The sequence below is a fragment of the Achromobacter spanius genome (assembly GCF_002812705.1).
Lineage (GTDB): Bacteria > Pseudomonadota > Gammaproteobacteria > Burkholderiales > Burkholderiaceae_B > Achromobacter > Achromobacter spanius.
The window spans coordinates 589,651-608,446 of record NZ_CP025030.1 but is presented as its reverse complement, the minus strand read 5'-3'; the positions used below and the strand labels follow the sequence as shown (position 1 = coordinate 608,446).

Annotated in this window: 20 protein-coding genes and 1 tRNA gene; 10 read left to right on the top strand and 11 right to left on the bottom strand. The window is 64.4% G+C overall.

Features of this window, described 5'->3' with window-relative positions:
- Positions 1-10 precede the first annotated feature (10 nt).
- The 4 genes from CVS48_RS02830 to CVS48_RS29335 all read left to right on the top strand — a co-directional run bounded on the left by CVS48_RS02830 (position 11) and on the right by CVS48_RS29335 (position 4,490).
- Positions 11-3,127, top strand: a complete 3,117-nt coding sequence (locus CVS48_RS02830) for an efflux RND transporter permease subunit (protein ID WP_100853164.1) — start codon at positions 11-13, stop codon at positions 3,125-3,127.
- Between the two features lie 3 nt (positions 3,128-3,130).
- The gene (dnaQ, locus tag CVS48_RS02825) at positions 3,131-3,853 is read left to right on the top strand and encodes a DNA polymerase III subunit epsilon (RefSeq protein ID WP_100853163.1); all 723 of its coding nucleotides are present in this window, start codon (positions 3,131-3,133) and stop codon (positions 3,851-3,853) included.
- 61 nt (positions 3,854-3,914) lie between these two features.
- Positions 3,915-3,989, top strand: a tRNA-Val gene (locus tag CVS48_RS02820).
- Positions 3,990-4,322: 333 nt separating this feature from the next.
- Positions 4,323-4,490 carry a tellurite resistance TerB family protein gene (locus CVS48_RS29335; protein WP_145964666.1) on the top strand — a complete coding sequence of 56 codons (168 nt, stop codon included), beginning with the start codon at positions 4,323-4,325 and terminating at the stop codon, positions 4,488-4,490.
- Here CVS48_RS29335 and CVS48_RS02815 read toward each other — a convergent pair.
- The 5 genes from CVS48_RS02815 to CVS48_RS02795 all read right to left on the bottom strand — a co-directional run bounded on the left by CVS48_RS02815 (position 4,477) and on the right by CVS48_RS02795 (position 8,631).
- Positions 4,477-4,929, bottom strand: coding sequence for a YaiI/YqxD family protein (locus tag CVS48_RS02815; RefSeq protein WP_100853162.1), 453 nt, complete (start codon positions 4,927-4,929; stop codon positions 4,477-4,479). The genes CVS48_RS29335 and CVS48_RS02815 overlap by 14 nt on opposite strands.
- A 6-nt stretch (positions 4,930-4,935) precedes the next feature.
- On the bottom strand, positions 4,936-5,202 hold the full coding sequence (locus CVS48_RS02810; RefSeq protein ID WP_100853161.1) for a hypothetical protein: 267 nt from the start codon (positions 5,200-5,202) through the stop codon (positions 4,936-4,938).
- A 42-nt stretch (positions 5,203-5,244) separates the two neighbouring features.
- Complete coding sequence (locus CVS48_RS02805) at positions 5,245-6,747, bottom strand: TAXI family TRAP transporter solute-binding subunit (protein WP_167400939.1); 1,503 nt, start codon at positions 6,745-6,747, stop codon at positions 5,245-5,247.
- Positions 6,744-7,952 (bottom strand): sodium/glutamate symporter, encoded by a 1,209-nt coding sequence (gene gltS, locus CVS48_RS02800; RefSeq protein ID WP_100853159.1) that lies wholly within the window; start codon positions 7,950-7,952, stop codon positions 6,744-6,746. The genes CVS48_RS02805 and gltS overlap by 4 nt, the downstream gene beginning before the upstream one ends.
- A gap of 163 nt (positions 7,953-8,115) precedes the next feature.
- Positions 8,116-8,631 (bottom strand): GNAT family N-acetyltransferase, encoded by a 516-nt coding sequence (locus CVS48_RS02795; protein ID WP_100853158.1) that lies wholly within the window; start codon positions 8,629-8,631, stop codon positions 8,116-8,118.
- Positions 8,632-8,868: 237 nt separating this feature from the next.
- Between CVS48_RS02795 and CVS48_RS02790 the strand changes: the two genes are divergently transcribed.
- The gene (locus tag CVS48_RS02790; RefSeq protein WP_100853157.1) at positions 8,869-9,948 is read left to right on the top strand and encodes a glycosyltransferase family 2 protein; all 1,080 of its coding nucleotides are present in this window, start codon (positions 8,869-8,871) and stop codon (positions 9,946-9,948) included.
- A 44-nt stretch (positions 9,949-9,992) separates the two neighbouring features.
- Here CVS48_RS02790 and CVS48_RS02785 read toward each other — a convergent pair whose 3' ends face one another.
- The gene (locus CVS48_RS02785) at positions 9,993-10,385 is read right to left on the bottom strand and encodes a GtrA family protein (RefSeq protein ID WP_100853156.1); all 393 of its coding nucleotides are present in this window, start codon (positions 10,383-10,385) and stop codon (positions 9,993-9,995) included.
- A 36-nt stretch (positions 10,386-10,421) separates the two neighbouring features.
- Between CVS48_RS02785 and CVS48_RS02780 the strand changes: the two genes are divergently transcribed.
- Entirely contained in the window at positions 10,422-11,231 is an 810-nt protein-coding gene (locus CVS48_RS02780) for a ChbG/HpnK family deacetylase (protein WP_100853155.1), read from the top strand.
- Between the two features lie 18 nt (positions 11,232-11,249).
- On the opposite strand, the gene CVS48_RS02775 is transcribed toward CVS48_RS02780, so the two are convergent.
- Positions 11,250-12,131: a LysR family transcriptional regulator gene (locus CVS48_RS02775; protein ID WP_100853154.1), complete on the bottom strand. Its 882-nt coding sequence runs from the start codon at positions 12,129-12,131 to the stop codon at positions 11,250-11,252.
- Positions 12,132-12,226: 95 nt separating this feature from the next.
- On the opposite strand from CVS48_RS02775, the gene CVS48_RS02770 reads away from it, so the two are divergent.
- Entirely contained in the window at positions 12,227-12,736 is a 510-nt protein-coding gene (locus CVS48_RS02770; RefSeq protein WP_100853153.1) for a multidrug/biocide efflux PACE transporter, read from the top strand.
- Positions 12,737-12,741: 5 nt separating this feature from the next.
- Here the strand turns inward: CVS48_RS02770 and CVS48_RS02765 are convergent, their stop codons facing one another.
- From CVS48_RS02765 to CVS48_RS02750, 4 genes are all read right to left on the bottom strand, one after another.
- Entirely contained in the window at positions 12,742-13,392 is a 651-nt protein-coding gene (locus tag CVS48_RS02765; protein ID WP_100853152.1) for a GntR family transcriptional regulator, read from the bottom strand.
- Positions 13,393-13,491: 99 nt separating this feature from the next.
- Positions 13,492-14,379 carry an alpha/beta hydrolase gene (locus tag CVS48_RS02760; RefSeq protein ID WP_100857481.1) on the bottom strand — a complete coding sequence of 296 codons (888 nt, stop codon included), beginning with the start codon at positions 14,377-14,379 and terminating at the stop codon, positions 13,492-13,494.
- 101 nt (positions 14,380-14,480) lie between these two features.
- On the bottom strand, positions 14,481-15,125 hold the full coding sequence (locus tag CVS48_RS02755) for a LysE family translocator (RefSeq protein WP_100853151.1): 645 nt from the start codon (positions 15,123-15,125) through the stop codon (positions 14,481-14,483).
- Entirely contained in the window at positions 15,122-16,042 is a 921-nt protein-coding gene (locus CVS48_RS02750) for a DMT family transporter (protein WP_100853150.1), read from the bottom strand. Before CVS48_RS02750 ends, CVS48_RS02755 begins: the two co-directional genes overlap by 4 nt.
- Positions 16,043-16,217: 175 nt before the next feature.
- Between CVS48_RS02750 and CVS48_RS02745 the strand changes: the two genes are divergently transcribed.
- From CVS48_RS02745 to CVS48_RS02735, 3 genes are all read left to right on the top strand, one after another.
- Positions 16,218-17,633 (top strand): aminotransferase-like domain-containing protein, encoded by a 1,416-nt coding sequence (locus tag CVS48_RS02745; protein WP_100853149.1) that lies wholly within the window; start codon positions 16,218-16,220, stop codon positions 17,631-17,633.
- Between the two features lie 29 nt (positions 17,634-17,662).
- A complete protein-coding gene (locus tag CVS48_RS02740; RefSeq protein ID WP_100853148.1) occupies positions 17,663-18,007 on the top strand; it encodes a protein tyrosine phosphatase family protein in 345 nt (114 codons plus the stop codon).
- Positions 18,008-18,095: 88 nt separating this feature from the next.
- Positions 18,096-18,560, top strand: coding sequence for a universal stress protein (locus CVS48_RS02735; protein ID WP_050449174.1), 465 nt, complete (start codon positions 18,096-18,098; stop codon positions 18,558-18,560).
- Positions 18,561-18,796 lie beyond the last annotated feature (236 nt).

The window sequence follows — 18,796 nt, the reverse complement described above, 5'->3', positions numbered from 1 at the left end:
CGGTGACGCCATGCGTATCTCGGAAACCTGCATCAAGCGGCCGGTGTTTGCGTCGGTTCTGTCGCTGATCATTGTCCTGATTGGACTGATCTCGTATTCGCGCCTGACGGTGCGCGAATATCCGAAGATCGACGAACCCATTGTCTCGGTGGATACGACCTACAAGGGCGCCTCGCCCGAGGTGATCGAGTCCCAGGTGACCAAGCCGCTGGAAGACCAGTTGGCCGGCATCGAGGGCGTGAACGTGATGACCTCGCGCAGCCGTTCCGAGCGCAGCCTGATCAACATCAAGTTCAACCTGTCACGCGACCCGGACGCGGCGGCGGCCGAAGTGCGCGACAAAGTCTCACGCGCGCGGCGCTTTTTGCCCGATGAGATCGACGAGCCCATCATCGGCAAGGTTGAAGCCGATTCCCAGCCCATCATCTACATCGCGGTGGAGTCGGGGTCGTACTCGGCGATCCAGACGTCCGACTACATCAATCGCTATATCAAGACCCGGCTGTCCGTCTTGCCCGGCGCGGCGGAAGTGCGTGTGTTCGGCGAACGCCTGCCGTCCATGCGCATCTACGTTGACCGCGACAAGCTGGCCGCGTACGGCTTGACCGTGCAGGACGTAGAGGCCGCGCTGCGCAGCCAGAACGTGGAGATTCCGGCCGGCCGCATCGAATCGCGGGCCCGCGAGTTTTCCGTGGTGTCGTCCACCGACCTGCAAACGCCCGCGCAGTTTGAAGACGTGATCGTGGCGAACGTGAAGGGCTACCCGGTGCGCCTGCGCGATGTCTCCAATGTGGAGATCGGCGCGGCCAGCGACCGCATCCTTTCGCGCTTTAACGGCAAGCCCGCCATCAACATCGGTGTCACGCGGCAATCCACCGCCAACCCGCTGGAACTGTCCACGGCGGCGCGCCAGGAAGTCGCGCGGCTGAACGAAACGCTGCCGGCGGGCATGAAGCTGAACATCGCGTATGACTCGTCGGTGTTCATCGAGCGCTCCATTGATTCCGTGTTCCACACCATCGGCGAGGCCATCGTCCTGGTGGTGCTGGTGATCTTTTTCTTTTTGCGCAACCTGCGCGCCAGCATCATCCCCATCGTCACGATCCCCGTGTCGCTGGTCGGGGCGTGTGCGCTGATGTACTTCTTCGGCTTTTCGATCAACACGCTGACCCTGCTGGCCATGGTGCTGGCGATCGGGCTGGTGGTGGATGACGCCATCGTGGTGCTGGAGAACATCTACCGGCATATCGAAGACGGCATGCCGCGCAAGGAAGCGGCGCTGCGAGGGTCCAAGGAAATCGGCTTCGCGGTGGTGGCCATGACGATGACGCTGGTGACGGTGTACGCGCCACTTGCCTTCGCCACGGGCCGCACCGGTCGTTTGTTCATTGAATTTGCGCTGGCGCTGGCCGGTGCGGTGCTGGTGTCGGGTTTCGTGGCCCTGACGCTGACGCCCATGATGTGCTCGGTGCTGCTGCGCCATCAAAGCAATCACAACCGCTGGTACAACCTGATCGAAGGCTGGCTCAACGGCATGAGCAACGGCTATCGCCGCCTGCTGGGCGCATCGCTGCGTCATCGTTGGCTGGTGGTGGTGATAGGCGCGGCGGTGGCGGGGGGCAGTGGCGTACTGTTCTCGGTGGTGAAAAGCGAACTGGCGCCGGTCGAAGACCGGGGCGTGGTGTTCGGCATCGTCAATTCGCCGGAAGGCGCGACGCTGAACTACACGCTGGACAGCATGCTGGGTATCGAGAAGTTCTATTCACAGATTTCCGAGGCCAGCGGCAGCCAGGTCACGGTGGGCTTTCCCACCGTGACGGACGGCACCGCCATTCTGCGCCTGAAGCCGTGGGAAGAGCGCACCCGCAAGCAGCAGGAAATCACCCAGCAGTTGCAGCCGCAGTTTGCGTCCCTGCCTGGCGTGCGTGCGTTTCCCACCAACCCGCCGTCGCTGGGCCAGTCCGCCCGGTCCAAGCCGGTGGAATTCATCATCATGAGCCAGGCGTCGTACGAAGAGCTGGCGCGTCTGACCGAGGTCTTCCTGACCGAGCTGCGCAAGTATCCCGGTTTGCTCAACCTGGATACGGATCTGCGCTTGAACACGCCCGAATTGCGGGTGCGCGTGGACCGCGACAAGATGGCCGACGTGGGCGCCAACGTGGACACCGTGGGCCGCACGCTGGAGTCCATGCTGGGCGGGCGCCAGGTCACGCGCTACAAGGACGAGGGCGAGCAGTACGACGTGATCGTCCAGGTGACGCCGCGCGACCGCGCCAACCCCACCGATATTTCCGGCATCTACGTGCGGGCGCGCGACGGCAGCATGGTGCAGCTGGACAACCTGCTGGGCGTGCATGAAGGCGTGTCGCCGCAGTCGCTGAACCACTTCAACCGCCTGCGCGCGGTCAAAATTGATGCGGCGGTCGCGCCGGGTTACGCGCTGGGCGAGGTGCTGACGCACATGCATCAGGTGGCGCGTGACGTACTGCCCAACACCATCATCACGGACCTGGACGGCCAGTCGCGCGAGTTCCGCGATTCATCGGGCAGCATCTATCTGGTCTTCGGCATGGCGCTGGCCTTCATCTACCTGGTGCTGGCCGCGCAGTTCGAAAGCTGGCGCAACCCCTTCATCATCATGTTGTCGGTGCCGCTGTCCATGACGGGGGCGCTCCTGGCGCTGTGGCTGACGGGCGGCACGCTGTCGATCTACAGCCAGATCGGCCTGATCACGCTGGTGGGCTTGATTACCAAGCACGGCATCCTGATCGTGGAATTCACCAACCAGTTGCGGGACGAAGGCAAAGAGCTTTTCACCGCCGTGATCGAGGCCAGCGTGCTGCGGCTGCGCCCGATCTTGATGACGACGGGGGCGATGGTGCTGGGCACCGTGCCGCTGGCCTTGTCCACGGGGGCGGGGGCGGAATCGCGCCAGCAGATCGGCTGGGTGCTGGTGGGAGGGCTGTTGCTGGGTACACTACTGACCTTGTTCGTCGTGCCGGTGGCCTATACGCTGATTGCCACCGCACGCAAGAAACCCGGCCACGCCGGTAGCGCGGAGCACCCGCCGGCTCACCCGCCGGGCGCCCACACGCCGCCGTCGTCGGCCAATGCAGCGTCGGAATAAGTTATGCGCCAGATCATCTTTGACACGGAAACCACCGGACTGGACCCCGCACAGGGTCACCGCATCGTTGAGATCGGCTGCGTGGAACTGGTCAACCGGATGCCCACGGGCAATAACCTGCACATCTACCTGAACCCGGACCGCGACAGCGACCCCGAGGCCTTGGCCGTGCACGGGCTGACAACGGAGTTCCTGTCCGACAAGCCGCGCTTTGCCGAGGTGGCGGACAAGTTCGTCGAATTCATCCAGGGCGCCGAACTGATCGCGCACAACGCCGCGTTCGATGTGAAGTTCTTCAACGCCGAACTGGCGAAGACGGGCCGGGGTCCGATCTCGGAATTCTGCGAAACCATCACCGATTCGCTGTTGCACGCCCGTTCGTTGTTCCCGGGCAAGCGCAACTCGCTGGACGCCCTGTGCGACCGCTTCGGCATTTCGAACGCGCACCGCACGCTGCACGGCGCATTGCTTGACTCGCAATTGCTGGCGGAAGTGTGGCTGGCCATGACGCGCGGCCAGGACGCGCTGCTGATCGATGTTGACGACAACGACGGCGCGGGCAGCGACGGCATCGTGTTGGCGAAGTTTGACGCTTCGGGTCTGATCGTACTGAAGGCCAGCGATGAAGAGCTGACCGAGCATGACGCCTATCTGGCTGCGCTGGACAAGTCGGTGGGCGGCGAGTGCGTGTGGCGCAAGCTGGATGCGCCGGTGACTGCGACGTAAATAATCGCCGCAGTCCGCTTGCGCACGTTTTTAAATCTATGCTATTATTTCGCCTCTTTCAGGGTGGTTAGCTCAGTGGTAGAGCACTGCCTTCACACGGCAGGGGTCACAAGTTCGAAACTTGTACCACCCACCAAAGACCCTTGGAAGACAGCGCAGGAATTTATTCATTGCCGTTGTTGCCCAAGCAAAGCGTGAAAGCGCAGTGTCATTTGGAACCAGCAAACCAGTTGAAAAGCTGGGGAGCAAAGAAGAAAGAAAAAGAAAGGAAAAAAAAGCAAAGCAAGCCAACCCTAACCGGTTGGCTTTTTTGTTTTCTTGACTTGGCGCAAGCATGGCGCTTGCCGTTGTGCGCCAGCGTGTCCCCAGGTCCCTATGATTGTTTTGCGGCAACTCGCGGAAGGAAATCCTTCAGCGGCGCTTGCCGGAACATAGGGAAGCGGCGCTTGTCGGCGCCTGGGAGACGTCCATGTATGCCCACACCAACACCATGTTGATCATCATCGTCACGGGCGTGGCGATGATGCTGGTCGGTTTCGGTTTTCGCGACCGCAATATCGGGATGGGATTGATGGGCGTTGGCCTGATCACGGCCATCGGCACCATCTTGTACAAGGCCTACATCACTTTTTATTGAGACGCGCCAGCAGCGTATCCAGCTGATTGGCGAACGCCTTGCGGTCGGCCTGGCTGAACGAGGGCGGGCCGCCCGTATCGATGCCGGCGGCTCGCAGTTCTTCCATCATGTCGCGCACCGTCAGCCTTTCCCGGATGGTTTCAGGTGAATAGCGCTCGCCTCGCGGGTTGAGCGCCATCGCGCCTTTGGCCAGCACTTCGGCGGCCAGCGGAATGTCGGCGGTAATGACAAGGTCGCCGGGTTCCGCGCGTTCGACGATGTGCGCGTCGGCTACGTCGAAGCCGCGTGGCACCTGCACCGCGCGGATCAGCGGCGAAGGGGGCGTGAATAGCGCCTGGTTGGCCACCAAGGTCAACGGCACCTGCCAGCGCTGCGCCGCGCGGAACAAAATGTCTTTGATGACTACGGGGCAGGCGTCCGCATCGACCCAGATGTGCATACGGGCTTATTCGCCCAAGGCTTTCTGCAGGACGTCGGCCACGATGTCATTCGTGGACACGCCGCGTTCGGCGGCCAGGGCACGCAGCTTGTCAGCATGCGCCTGCGACAGCTTCAGCGGAAACGGCACCAGGCCAGCCGCCTGGTCCAGCTTGCGCTGTTCACGGCGGTCGGGCGCCTGCGAGGCCACGCCGAAGCGGTCGGGGGTGGCGGACTGCTTGAGCTGGCCGGCCAATTTCAAGGCCTGGGTTTTTTGGAGGTCGAATTTATTCATGGGAATTCCTGATTAGGAGCGCAATCATAAGCGCATCCGCGATCAGCGCGGCTTGGCGTGCTCCAACCCCGCCAAACCTTCCTCGGCGCCGTCGTGCAGCGGCACGCTCAGGCCGCGTCGCGCATTGGCGACCGACACCTGCGCGCCTTGGGTCGAGCCGGCAGCCAGCAGGTCCTGGCCGGTTTGATAGACGGCGCGCACCACCACCAGCGCTTCGTCGCGGGTCAGGTTTGCCGTGGTGAGCAACAGCGCCGCCGTGCCGACGGTGGCGATGGGCGCGGTCTGGTTGGGATACGTGCCTGCCGCGATTTCCAACGGCATCAGGTCGCCGTTGCCGGCCGTCAGCGATTTGATGGCGGCAGGGTCCAGGGGCAGCAGTTTCAACTGGGCCTGGGTCAGCGCATCGCGCAGCGGCGTGGCGGGCACGCCGATCACTTGAGCCGCCGCATCCACCGAGCCGGCGTTCAGCGCAGGTAATGACGCGGCGAACGGGGTGTCGGCCACCGTGTAATCGCGGCCCGCTTGCAACCCGTGGGCGGCCAGCACGGCCTCCAATGTGGCGCGCACGGCGGAGCCTTCCGGCCCCAACGCAATGGTCTTGCCCTTCAGATCACGCACGCCCCGCAATGCGGGGTCGTCGCGCACCACGATGTGAACCAGTTCCGGATACAGGCTGCCCAGCGCGCGCAGGCTGCCGAAGGGCCCCTGCGCGGCGAATGGGCCACGGCCTTCATAGGCCAGGCGCGCGGTGTCGGCTTGCGCCAACCCCACCACGGCGTCGCCACTGCGCAGCAGCGCGATGTTCTCGGCGCCGCCGCCAGTAATAAGCGGTGTTACACGGATCTGGCGGGCGCGCGCCACGGCGCTGAGGGCGCGCGCGAACGCCACGTATTCGCCACCATCGGGGCCGCCCGCCAGCGGGTAGCCTTGTTGCAGGCGCGCCAACCGGCCGTTGATGCGCGCGACCGACCGCTCAAGTTCCTGCTGCACGACATTCTGTGCCGTGCTTGACGCGCTATAGGCGACGGAATGGGTGATCTGGTCCAGCGCGTCCAGCAATCGCCGGGTGACGGGGGGCGGGGCGCCGGTATCCAGCGACGGCGCTTCGGCGGCCTTGAATCCCGCCGGCGTAACGCGTTTCCAGGTGTCGCCCTCTTGGCGATAGATGGCGCTGGCGTGCGCCACCAGGCGGTCGCCTGCCTGGTTCCCGCCAGATTTCACGCCAGTGATGCTGCGGGGACCCGCACCCAGCAATGTCACCAGCGACGCGGCGCCGGGTTGGTCCCAGGCGCCCAGCGCGATGTCGCGCCCCAAGGTCAGTTCGACGTCGTAATACACCACGCGACGGCTTTCGCCCGCGGGCGCATTGCTGTCGGAGGCGGAGCCGCGCCGTTTCAGGTCCGTGATGCGGAACAGACCTTCGCCATAGGTGGTGGCCAGGGCGGTGTTGACGTCGGCACGTAGCGCATCGGCGTCGGGTGCGCGGCCGCAAGCGGCCAGCATCAGGCAGAGCGCGATCAGGACAAGGCGTTTGAACATGGTCACATCCCCCCCACGAACGGCAAGGAGATCAAGGACGTCAGCACGATGACGTTCAGGATGTCGACCAGGAACGCGCCCGTGACCGGCACCACGATGAACGCCTCCGGCGCTGGGCCGTGGCGGCGCGTCAAGGCCTGCATGTTGGCGATGGCGGTGGCGGTGGCGCCCAGGCCGAAGCCGCAGAAGGCTGCCGACATAATGGCGGCTTCGTAGTCGCGCTTGAGCAGCCGGAAGACCACCCATGCGGCGTACAGCGCGCAAAACAGCGTCTGCACTATCAGCATGAGGGCCAGCGGGCCGGCCAGCCGCGCCACACTGGACAGGTCCAGCGTCATCATGGTCATGCCCAGGAAGAGCGACAGCGCGATGGTGCCGATGATCTCGGTGGCTCGGTCGTCCAGCTTCAGACCCAGGCGCGCGCCGCCGTTGCGGATGAGCACGCCGGTGGCCAGGCACCACAGGAAGTTGGGCAGGCTGACGGGGGCACCCTCGACCAGCATGGCCAGATAGCCGCCCACGACCAGGCAGACAAACGCCGCCGTCATCGACACGATGAACGACCCGGCGGTGGCGGGTTCCGTGGGCTCGGCAAGGTCTGGCACCTTGTTGCCGGTATCTGCCCGCGGGTCCAGGCTGCCGGCCAGCTTGTGCCGGCGCATCAGCCATTCCGCGACCGGGCCGCCCACCACGCCGCCCAGCACCAGACCCAAGGTGGCGGAGGTCATCGCCAAAGCCATGACGTCCTGGATGTTGTTGAAGTCGGCAAAGCGCGTCGCATAAGCTGCGCCGGTTCCATGTCCACCCACAAGAGTGATCGTGCCGCCCAGGAGGCCCATCAGCGGATGCATGTCCAGCAGCCAGGCCATGCCCAGACCCACGGCGTTCTGCAAAATCAGGAAGGGGATCAGCGCCAGTAGAAAGGCGATCAGGCGGGGGCCGCCCTTGGCCAGCAATTTCAGGTTTGCCGTCAGGCCGATGCAGCCGAAGAACAGCAGCAGCAAGGTGGGCCTGATGCTGGTTTCCAGCGAGACGGAAACGCCGCCCCAGTTCGCCAGTGCGTAGGCCAGTATGGCGAACAACAGGCCGCCTACGATGGGGTCGGGAATGCTGTAGCGGCGCAGGATGCCGATGTTGGTGGTCAGCACGCGGCCGATGACCAGCACCAGGCAGCAGGCTAGCAGGGACTGGACGGGCGAAAGCGAGATCATATAAACCTTCGCGCCCGGGCGGGGCGCAGCAAGTCAGACTATCGGAACCGTTGCGGCCACATCAATGAACCGCGGCCCTATATTACGGCCGCGAATGTCGTGATGTATAGAAAAGAAGCGTCAACGCGCGGGGCCTTGCGATGCAAGGCCCGGGACAGGGCGGCTACAGCGGGAAGCTGCGCGCCATGTAGCTGGCTTGAGGGCCATAGCCCGCCAATTTGTCGGCCAAGGCCAAATCGTTTTCATCGGGCGCGGCGTTTGTTTCGGACATGGGACGGTAGCCGTGGCGATGCCAGTAGCTTGTCGCCGACGCCAGCGACACCAGGCTGGCGCGTTGCAGTCCGCATTCCATGGCACGTGAAGCCGCTGTGCGCAGCAGCGCCTGGCCCACGCCCAGCCCTTGCGCGGACGGCGCCACGGCGCAGTCGTGCAGAAACCAGTGGTCAGCCTGCGTGGGCAGCGCCGTCAACGCCACCCCCAGGGCAGGCGGCAAGCCCGCGTCCCAGGGATACGAAATCAGATAACCCAGCACGGCGTCATCGTCTGACGCGCAAGCCACCCAGCAGTGATCGGGCGCGAGCATCAAGCGATTCAAAAAGAAGGCAGCGCTTTCCAGCAGAAAGTCGGGATAGGCAAGGGCCTGGGTATCCAAGATGCCGTCCACGTCGCTGGCAAGCATAGGTCGGACTCGGTATTGCATAACAACCTGTAAAGACAAAAATCTGCCGCGCATTTTACCGATGCGGGCCGGGACGCCGCTTCGCGGGGCGTGACGAATCAGGGACGTATAACTGCGGCCATGGGGCCTGCGCCGGCCGGGCCGGCAGGTTGGCGCTTGGGCATTTCATGAAAATTTGACGCAGTGCCGCACATACTTCGCGTCATTGCACTCCCTGCATTCCTAGACCACCGTCGTATGCATCTTCATTTCCGGTCTGACCCGATTCCTCAGCGCGTGCTGACTCACCCGTACCCGCTGGAAACGCCTTGGGCCGCGAGAGCAGCGGTCGCGTCCGCGGCGGCGGTGCCATATGACAGTTGTATCTCCTGCGTGGTTCCCTGCCTGAACGAAGCCGAGAATCTACGCGTCTTGCTGCCGCTCTTGCGCAGTCGGCTGTCGGCGCTTTGCAGCCGCTGGGAAATCATCGTGGCGGACGACGGCAGTACAGACGCCACGGAATCACTTATGGCCGAATGGACGCAACACGCGGGCTTTCGCTACGTGCAGTTATCACGCAACTTTGGCAAGGAAGCCGCGCTGAGCGCCGGGCTGCAAGCCGCCATCGGCGACGCCGTCATCTGCCTGGATGCGGACCTGCAACATCCGCCCGCGTTGATTGAGCAGATGCTGGCCCGCTGGGCCGCGGGCGCCGAGATGGTTTACGCCGTGCGCGAAACCCGGCAGGACGAATCCTGGTTCAAGCGTTCCGGCGCGCGCTGGTTCTACAAGCTGTTGAGCAGTGCGCGGGGCGTCGATGTGCCGGCACACGCCGGCGACTTTCGCTTGATGGACCGGGGCGTCGTGGACGCGCTGAACGCCTTGCCCGAACGCACTCGCTTCATGAAGGGTTTGTACGCCTGGGTCGGCTTCAAAGGCGAAGCGTTGCCCTACACCCCTGACGAGCGCATGCATGGCGACAGCCGCTTCGGCGGCCTGCGCCTGTTTCGCCTGGCGCTGGATGGCTTGACGGCCTTTACCACCTGGCCGCTGCGGCTGGTGAGCCTGGCCGGCGTGGTCTTCGCGTTCGCGGCGATGTCTTACGCGGCCTTTCTGGTGGGCGACTACCTGCGCTCGGGTAACCCTGTTTCGGGGTGGACGACCATCGTCACCGCCGTGCTTTTCTTTGCTGGCGTGAACATGATTTCGCTGGGAGTCGTGGGCGAATACGTCGCGCGCATCTTTGACGAGGTCAAGGGGCGGCCGCTGTATGTGGTGCGCCAGCGCCGTGGCCGGCCCATGGATGCCGACACGGAGCCCGGCAAGCCTGGGGACTGAGCCTGGCGTCTGGCGTTGGCGTCTCATCCCGGCACGTGCGCCGCTTATTTGGCGGGCTTGCGAAAGGCCCACAGCCTGCTCGCTACGAACGTGGCGAACGCCAGGCCAATCAGGATCAGGGCCAGCAAGAGGTCATAGCGGATGTTGGTGGTGCGCAGCAACAGCGCATAGGCCGACTCGTTGATGACGAAGCCCGCTGCTGAAATCAAGAAGAAACGACGGATTGCTATGGTCCAGGGAATTTGGGCATGTTGGAACGTCAGCCGATAGTGGCCAGCGAACGACACCGCGAAGGCGACCAGCCATCCGATCAGGTTGGCGGCAAGCGGCCGCATGGCGAAGGCCTCGACGCAGCCGACGGCAACTGCCCAATGGGTTGCGGCTGCGGCGCATCCAACGGCAACAAAGAGGCTGATCTGGTGAAGCAAGGCGCGCATTGGGCCGGCGTGAATGAGAATCTTGAGGTAAACGCGATGAGCAAACGAGTCATAGTCTGCGGCGACGATTTTGGCATGAATGCCGACATCGATGAAGGCATGATCGCACTGGCCGACATGGGCCGAATCAGCGCGGTCAGTTGCCTGGCGTTGGGCCCTACGTTCGCCGCCAACGCCCACCGTCTGGGCGAGCGCAATGTCGATATCGGCCTGCACGTGAACCTGACCGAATCGCTGGGCGCCGGGGCTGAGCCCATGCCTGCCTTGGGCAAGCTGATCTTCAACGCCTATGCGGGCCGCCTGGACACGGACTGGGTTCAGGCACAACTGGACCAGCAGTTCGATGCGTTTGAAGCCGCGTTCGGCCGCGTGCCGGATTATGTCGATGGCCATCAGCACGTGCATCAGCTGCCGGGCATACGCGATCAGGTGCTGTCGCAGTTGAAGCGTCGCCAGGGTGCGCACAGGCCCTGGTTGCGTCAGACCGCCCCGGGCATGCTTTGCGGCATTCCGCTCAAGGAGTCGATCAAGGCGCGCGTCATCGGGGCGCTGGGTGCGGGGGCCTTGGCGCGTCAGGCCAGCCGCGTCGGGCTGCGTACCAATCGCCGGCTGCTGGGCGTGTATGGATTCGAAGGCGGCAAGCGGCGTTATGCGGATCTGCTGCAGCACTGGCTGTTCAATGCGCGCGACGGCGACTTGCTGATGTGCCATCCCGCCATGCGCGTGCAAGACGGCAATCCGATGTCGAGCCAACGCCGTGCCGAGTTCGATGTGCTGGCAAGCCCCAAGCTGGGTGACTGGATGAACGCCAATGGCGTGCGCATCTCTCGGCTGCCTGCGTATTGAAGGGGGGAAGGGCGCGAATCAGGCGGCCTGCGGGGATGCGTCGCGGGTCAGGCTATCCAGCAGCCACGCGCCTGCCGGCCCCAACGCACGTCGGGTGGACCAGACGGCGTCCACGCGGATGTGACGCGGCCAGCCCGGCACCGTCAGTTCCACGAGTTGGTCGCGGCCAAAGCGCTGGATCATCCAGCGGGGCAGTTCGGCCCAGCCAAAACCCAGGCTCGCCATTTCCAGCAGCATCAGGTAACCCGGCGCCGACCAGGTTGCGTTCGGCGGCGCGGCGTCCTTGTCGTCAAGCTCGTAGGTGCTCAGGCGCAGTTCGCGTTCGAGCCTGAGCGCATCGGTGCCGACGCTGGGCTGGCTGGCCAGTGGATGGTTGCGGCCCACGCACAAGACGATTTCGGAAAGCTCCGACAACGTTGCGTGCGCCACGTCGGGCGGGTAATCGTCCTGCGCGGCCATCAGGCCCAAATGCGCGCGGCCTTGCTGCACCAGCGCCACCACGTCTTCGTATTCGGCGATCAGGCATTCAAAGCGCAGCGCCGGGTAGCGCCGGTCGATCTGGCTGAGCATGTTCTCGAATGTCTTCGACTGGAACGTGTCCGACAGCACCACGGTCAGCCGGGGTTCCAGGCCGTCGGCCAACTGGTTGGCGCTGCGGTTGAAGCGGTCGTTGGCGGCCAGCACCTGCAGCGCCTGGCCCAGCAGCACCTGGCCGGCTTCGGTCAGGGCGGGCTGCCGCTGGCTGCGGTTGAAGAGGGTGACGTTAAGGTCCACCTCCAGGTTCGCGATGGTCTCGCTGATGGTGGACTGGCTTTTGCCCAGCTTGCGGGCGGCGGCAGAAAAGGAACCTTCAGAGGCGACTTGGGCGAACGCCGCCAGGGATTCAAGCGAGTGGCGCATGGTTATATCGGGTTTTCCGATGGATAGTATCTTTATCGTACCGGAAATATCGTCGAAAATCGTTGCCGTTCCTTTAAATAGACCGCAGGTGGGTCATGTCGCAATCCTCCAAAATCCCAAGCACCAAAACCCTCAAAGAACGTTTCTTCCACGCTTTCCTGTTTGAAATCCTGGCCATCGGCCTGTGCGCGCCGGCTGCCGCCTGGGCCATGGGCAAATCCTTGTTCGAAATGGGCGTGCTGACCGCGGTGATCGCCTGGATCGCGCTGGTGTGGAACATGATCTACAACGCCGGATTCGACCGGCTGGAAAACCGCTTGGGGTTCACCCGCAACATGCGCGTGCGGGTTGTTCACGCCTTCGGCTTCGAGCTGGGCCTGATTCTGATCGTGATCCCGCTGGCGGCCTGGTGGCTCAATATCAGCCTGTGGGAAGCCTTCGTGCTGGACATCGCGCTGGTGCTGTTCTACCTGCCCTACGCCTTCCTGTACAACCTGGCCTACGACCGCTCGCGCCCGCGCGTCATGCAGTGGCTGGGCCGGGGCAAGGCGGACGAGGCGCCGCCGACGGTCGCTCCCCCGACGGTCGCTCCCATTACGCGCTGATTAAATTACGCGTTGATCACCTTGCGCGTGAACATTTCCAGGTAGTCCATCAACGAATCGGCGCCCTTGATGGCGTCGGCTTCGTTGCCGGTGGCGATGCCTTGGGCCATCAACATGTGGCGGCGCGCACCCTCGGCGATGTCACCTTCATGCTGATAGGCGTACCAGAAGCGCCGGCATTGGATGATCAGTGGCTCGACGGCGTTCACCGCCGACTCATTACGACAGGCCTCATGGCAGACATGGTCCAACAACTGGTCCGCGTGCATGTAGTCGTCCAGGTTGCCGCCTTCCGAGGCGCGGATCATCTGCGCCGCGCATTCCACGATCTGGCTGCGTTGCACGGGCGTGGCCCGGCGTGCGGCGTTGGCGGCTATCAGATGTTCCAGCGCGCGGCGGGTCTGAATCAGATCCATGTGATCCGCCAACTGGATCATCGATACACGCAGGCCGCGCCTGGGTTCCTGGCGGATCAGGCCGGCAGCCACCATGCGCAGCAGCGCTTCCCGCAGCGGCGTTCGCCCCAGGCCGGTTTTTTCAACCAGATCCGCTTCCACGACCGCGCTGCCGGGTTCCAATTGCAGCGTGGCGATCATGCTTTCGATCTGGCCGTAGGCGACGTCCGCAGCGCGTCGCTTGGGCTCTGCTCCAGCCATGAATTATTGCTTTCCTTCGGTTTGCACCATTGCTTGCCGGCCAGCTGTTTGCGCCGATCCGTATCGTAACCTAGCGCATTGGCGCGAGCGAAGGCGCGCTCAGCCTTCCTTGCGCGTGTAGGCGCGCGACGCGTCCTGCATGAAGGTTCTTACGGCGGCCTCGTACTGCGGGCCGCTACGAAAGGCGCCCGAGTGCGAGGCGCCTTCGATTTTGACCAAGCGCTTCAGCTCCGGGGCCACGTTGCGCGCGGCGGCGAACAGTTCGTCGCTCATCGTGTGCGGCACGACGCGGTCGGCCGTGCCGTGCATGAACAGCATGGGCGTATGCATGCGCGCCAGCTTGTCCACCGAGTCAAAGGGCTGCGTGACCAGCAGCCCGGCGCCGGGCACCTTGCCCCAGCGCAACGTGCCCAGCATGGCGCCGATGCTGGTGAAGCTGGATTCCACGATCAGGCCGGCAAAATCGGGTTGTTCGGGGCGGGCCGCCAGGTCGATGGCGATGGCGCCGCCCAGGCTATGTCCATAGACAAAACGGCGGGCGGGGTCAGGTTGCAGCCGGGCCAATTCCTTCAGCCCCGCCATGGCGTCTTCCAGCGCGCTTTCTTCCGAGGGCAGGCGCGGCGTCGAGGCCCCGAAGCCCCGGTAGTCGATGGCCAGCACCGAATAGCCCATGCGCGCCCACCCGTCGATGCGAAAGGCGCTGCCGTTCAGGTTCCAGCGCGCGCCATGCAGGTAAAGCACGGTGGGCGCGTTTGCCTGGGCGCTTTGCCGGTACCAGGCGCGAATCTGGTCGCCGTTGGCCAGCTTCAGGTCGTAGACCTCGGTGCCGGCGGCGGGTTCGCGCCACCATGTCTGCGGTTCTGACTGGGGGGAGAAGATCGTCTGGCGTTGCCAGGAGTCCAGCTGCGAGCAGCCGACCACGCTGGCGGCGGCCAGCAGGGCGGCGACGAATAGTCGGCGGGGCGAAAAGCGGGTCAGGGCGGGCATGGAAAATATGACCCTGTCGGGCCGGCTGGGTTCCGCCGTCAGCATACTCCCGGATGCGGCGGGGCCGTCAACACTCCGCGCCCGCCCGCCAGCCTTTGGCTTTAGCGCAGCAGATCCAGCGCCACGGGATACAGGGATGCCACCAGCAGCAGCGCCATGCCCACGTTGAACGCGCGAATCGCCCAGGGCTTGTGCAGTACGCGGCGCAGGGCGGTGCCGAATGTGACCCACACGCCGATGCTGGGCAGGTTGACCACGCCGCACACCACGGTGGCGATGACCAGATTGGCGAAGAAGCCGTTTTGCGGCGTATAGGTGGCCACCACGCCCACCGCCATGACCCAGGCCTTCGGGTTGACCCACTGGAACGCCGCCGCTTGCAGGAAAGTGAACGGCTTGCCGCGCGCCTCGCCATCTTCCATGTCGCCGGAGTTGGCAATCTTCCAGGCCAGGTAAAGCAGGTAGGCCGCGCCGGCGTACTTCAGAGCGGTGTAAAGCTCGGGCACCTGCTGGAACGCCGAACCCAGTCCGATGCCCACCAGGAAGATCATCAAGGTGAATCCCAGGTTCACCCCCAGCAGGTGGGGCAGGCTGCGGCGAAAGCCAAAGTTCAAGCCGGACGACGCCAGCATGACGTTATTGGGTCCCGGCGTAATCGAGCTGACCAGCGCAAACAGGGCCAGCGGCCCCAACAGCGACATGGAAGCCAGGGGCACGTCGGCCCAGTTGGTCGGGAACAGATTCATTTTTGGGTCCTTACGATGGCGCGGCGTCCGCCGGCAATAACGGCGATCACGGCAGCGGCAAAGACGAATGTCGACGCCTCCACGGTTTCGCCAAACAACAATGCGGCCGCGACGACGGTCAGGAAGGGCTGCAGCAACTGCACTTGGCCTACCCGGGCAATGCCGCCCACGGCCAGGCCGCGATACCAGGCGAAGAAGCCAAGAAACATAGATCCGATCGCAAGATACGCGCAAGCTGACACCACTGCGGCGCTTGGCCAGGTGGCTTGCGCCGCCATCCAGCCAACCGGCGCGGCGACGACGGGCGCGCTGATCGCCAGCGCCCAACAAATGGTGCGCGAGCCGCCCAGCGTGCGCGCGGCGCGTCCACCTTCCGCATAGCCCATGCCGCCCAGCACAACCGCCACGAGCAACCACAGGTAGCCCGTGCTCAAGGTGCCGTCGCCCTGGCGCAGCGCATAAACCGTTACCAGCGCGGCGCCGACGATCGCCCAGCTCCAAAAGGAGGCGGAAGGTCGTTCGCCGCTGCGTAATGCGGCAAAGGCAGCGGTCGACAGCGGCAGCAGCCCGTTGAACACGGCGCCGTGCGCGGCAGGCACCGTCTGCATTGCCATGGACGACGCCAGGGGCCAGCCCACCACGATGCCCAAGGCGGCAAGAATGACGCCGGGCCATTCCTGCCGGTTCGGTCGCCGGCTGCGCGTCACCCAAAGCAGGGCGACGGCCGGTACCGCCGCCACCAGCGCTCGTCCCAGCCCGACCAATAGCGGAGCCAGTTCGGCCACGGCCAAGCGGGTCATGGGCAGCGTCAGGGAAAAGACCAGGACACCCAGGAAGCCGTATCCATAGCCTTCCCAGACAGAGGAGGGCGCGGCGGGCAACGTCGGGGCCGGGGGATAGAGCGTGGAGCGGGTCATGTGATTACCGAAACAGGAGGACGTCACCCATTGCGGGCAAGCCGTATTGCTGTCACTCTACGCATAGTTATCGGTACAGTACCGGTACACTTTGGCATATCACTTTAATCACTGGCCTGGTCAAATTCCCATGACAGTTGCTCCTCCCCCCGCTTCCTCCCTGCCTTGGCTACCCGTGCGTCAGGCCGATGCCTCGTTGGTGTCGCAGTTGGCCGACGGCCTGGCGCGCCGTATCGACGAACAAGGCCTGCGTCCGGGAACGCGGCTGCCGTCCATTCGCAAAATGGCCGAGCAGTCCGGCGTCAGCCGGTTCACCGTGGTCGAGGCCTATGACCGCCTGGTCGCTCGAGGGCTGGTGCAGTCGCGTCGTGGGGCTGGTTTCTTCGTCCGCGCGCGCAGCGGCCCCTTGGCGGCGGTGGCCACGGCCCCTGCCGCATCGCTCGCGCCGCCCGCGCGCATCGATATCGCCTGGTTGCTGCGCAGTATGTTTCGCGAAACCACTGCTCAGGGCATGCCGGGCGGCGCGGGCTTGTTGCCGGCCGACTGGTTGGATCCGGAAATGGTGGCCGGCGCGGTGCGCGCGGTGGGGCGGTCGGTACGCGCCAACCTGGTCAGTTACGGCCACCCGCAGGGCTTTGCGCCGTTGCGGCAGCAGATTGCGGCCACATTGCAGAACGACGGGGTGCCCGCGCACCCCGAACTGAATCTGCTGACCACGAACGGGGTTACACACGGTCTGGACCTGATCGCCCGGTACCTGGTCAAACCCGGCGACACCGTATTGGTCGAGGACCCCGCCTGGTTCGTCATCTTCGGCCGCCTGGCGGCATTTGGCGCCCGCCTGATCGGCGTGCCGCGTGGGCCCGATGGCCCGGATATCGCCCTGTTAGAGCAACTGGCCGCCGAGCACAAGCCCAAGCTGTTCATCATCAACAGCGCCGTCCACAACCCCACCGGCCATACGCTGTCGGCCGGTGTGGCCTACGACATCCTGCGCATCGCCGAACGCCACGACTTCATGGTCGTCGAAGACGACACCTATGGCGAACTGCATCCGGGCGGCGCCATGAAGCTGGCCGTGCTTGACCGGCTGAACCGCGTCATCCTGGTCAGCGGTTATTCCAAGATGCTGGCCGCGAGCCTGCGCGTGGGCTATGTCGCGGCCAACCCCGACATTCTTCAGAAATTGGCCGACTTGAAAATGCTGGCCGGCCTGACTTCGCCTGAACTGGGCGAGCGCGTGATCCATCGCGTGCTGATGGAAGGGCAGTACCGGCGCCACATCGAGCGCGTGCGCGCAAGGGTGGACGACGCGCGCCAGCGCTGCCTGAAAGGCTTGCTGAAGCTGGGCCTGACAGTGCCCCACGAGCCCAATGCCGGGATGTTTGTCTGGGCTGACTGCGGACGCGATAGCGAGGTGCTGGCGCGCGAGGCCGCCGACCGGGGGATGCTGCTGGCGCCGGGCACGCTGTTTTCGCCGTCGCAGGCGCCGTCGACCATGCTGCGCTTTTCCGTCTCGATCGCCGACGACCGTGGGATCTGGACCCAATTGGAAAAACTCTTCGCGCAAAACGGCTCCTACAATCAATAATATGCAGCTATCTATTTGAAGGAACCGCCATGTCCGCACCGATCAAACCCCTGACTGAAAACTTCGCCGTCGCGCCGCAACTCGGCCCCGACGACATGGCTGAAGTGGCCGCCGCAGGCTACAAGAGCGTCATCATCAACCGCCCCGACTTCGAAGGCGGCCCGGACCAGCCCACCGCCGCCGACGTGTCCAAGGCCGCCGAAGCGGCCGGCCTGAAAATCGAATACCAACCCGTGGTGGGCAGCGCCATGACGGTGTCGGATGTCGTTCGCTTTGCCGAACTGCTTAAGACCCTGCCGGGCCCCGTGCTGGCCTATTGCCGCACCGGCACCCGTTGCACCAACCTGTACGCCGCCGCTCAGCAATTAGGTTGACGCACGTCAAGATCGCCGGGCTCACATTGATGTGGGCCGGGCGGCTTTCCGGTAGCATAAAGATCCCTCTCAAACAGGAGCAGGCAAGATGTTCAAGAAGATCCTGATTCCCACCGACGGTTCGCCGTTGTCGGCCCAAGCCGCCAATGCGGGCATTTCCTTCGCACGTTCGGTCGGCGCGGAAGTCGTCGCGCTGTATGTCACCCAGCCGTTTGCGGCCACCATCGGGTTTGACGGCATGGCCGCCGCCTACGCCATCACCGACGAAGACTACGAGAAGGCATCGGCAGAGCAAGCCGACAAGTATCTGAAGCAGATCACCGACCGCGCCGATACCGCCGGGGTCAAATCCGAATCGCGCGCCGTGTCCAACTTCAACGTTGCGGACGGCATCGTGCAAGCCGCTTCCGACGTCGGCTGCGACCTGATCTTCATCGGCAGCCACGGCCGCAGCGGCCTGTCGCGCCTGCTGTTGGGCAGCGTCACCGCCAAGGTGCTGTCGCTGGCGACCACCGCCGTGCTGGTGTATCGCGTCAAAGAAGACAAGAAGTAAGGCGGGCGGCAAGGCCGGGCGTGCGCGCCTCGCCTATCGCTGCTGCCTCGCGTGCCGTGCACAGCCCCTCTTTCAAGAGGGGCTTTTTTGTGGGCGTTGCGCACGCGTTGCCGCCCGGCGGGGCGGCGGTAAAGCCGCGATGCCGGGTTTCCTTGTCGGCCGTAGTGGCAAAGCTTGAAACTTGGCGCGCGGCGCGTAATATTCACGCATCAGCGCGGGCGCGGTTACGCATCACC

What these genes read in the sequence shown, in the direction of transcription:
- CVS48_RS02775 (WP_100853154.1), bottom strand. Translation starts at nt 12,131, where the DNA reads ATGCGCCACTCGCTTGAATCCCTGGCGGCGTTCGCCCAAGTCGCCTCT.
- CVS48_RS02785 (WP_100853156.1), bottom strand. Translation starts at nt 10,385, where the DNA reads ATGCGCGCCTTGCTTCACCAGATCAGCCTCTTTGTTGCCGTTGGATGC.
- CVS48_RS02770 (WP_100853153.1), top strand. Translation starts at nt 12,227, where the DNA reads ATGTCGCAATCCTCCAAAATCCCAAGCACCAAAACCCTCAAAGAACGT.
- dnaQ (WP_100853163.1), top strand. Translation starts at nt 3,131, where the DNA reads ATGCGCCAGATCATCTTTGACACGGAAACCACCGGACTGGACCCCGCA.
- CVS48_RS02755 (WP_100853151.1), bottom strand. Translation starts at nt 15,125, where the DNA reads ATGAATCTGTTCCCGACCAACTGGGCCGACGTGCCCCTGGCTTCCATG.
- CVS48_RS02830 (WP_100853164.1), top strand. Translation starts at nt 11, where the DNA reads ATGCGTATCTCGGAAACCTGCATCAAGCGGCCGGTGTTTGCGTCGGTT.
- CVS48_RS02815 (WP_100853162.1), bottom strand. Translation starts at nt 4,929, where the DNA reads ATGCACATCTGGGTCGATGCGGACGCCTGCCCCGTAGTCATCAAAGAC.
- CVS48_RS02740 (WP_100853148.1), top strand. Translation starts at nt 17,663, where the DNA reads ATGTCCGCACCGATCAAACCCCTGACTGAAAACTTCGCCGTCGCGCCG.
- CVS48_RS29335 (WP_145964666.1), top strand. Translation starts at nt 4,323, where the DNA reads ATGTATGCCCACACCAACACCATGTTGATCATCATCGTCACGGGCGTG.
- CVS48_RS02810 (WP_100853161.1), bottom strand. Translation starts at nt 5,202, where the DNA reads ATGAATAAATTCGACCTCCAAAAAACCCAGGCCTTGAAATTGGCCGGC.
- CVS48_RS02735 (WP_050449174.1), top strand. Translation starts at nt 18,096, where the DNA reads ATGTTCAAGAAGATCCTGATTCCCACCGACGGTTCGCCGTTGTCGGCC.
- CVS48_RS02750 (WP_100853150.1), bottom strand. Translation starts at nt 16,042, where the DNA reads ATGACCCGCTCCACGCTCTATCCCCCGGCCCCGACGTTGCCCGCCGCG.
- CVS48_RS02765 (WP_100853152.1), bottom strand. Translation starts at nt 13,392, where the DNA reads ATGGCTGGAGCAGAGCCCAAGCGACGCGCTGCGGACGTCGCCTACGGC.
- CVS48_RS02790 (WP_100853157.1), top strand. Translation starts at nt 8,869, where the DNA reads ATGCATCTTCATTTCCGGTCTGACCCGATTCCTCAGCGCGTGCTGACT.
- gltS (WP_100853159.1), bottom strand. Translation starts at nt 7,952, where the DNA reads ATGATCTCGCTTTCGCCCGTCCAGTCCCTGCTAGCCTGCTGCCTGGTG.
- CVS48_RS02760 (WP_100857481.1), bottom strand. Translation starts at nt 14,379, where the DNA reads ATGCCCGCCCTGACCCGCTTTTCGCCCCGCCGACTATTCGTCGCCGCC.
- CVS48_RS02780 (WP_100853155.1), top strand. Translation starts at nt 10,422, where the DNA reads ATGAGCAAACGAGTCATAGTCTGCGGCGACGATTTTGGCATGAATGCC.
- CVS48_RS02795 (WP_100853158.1), bottom strand. Translation starts at nt 8,631, where the DNA reads ATGCTTGCCAGCGACGTGGACGGCATCTTGGATACCCAGGCCCTTGCC.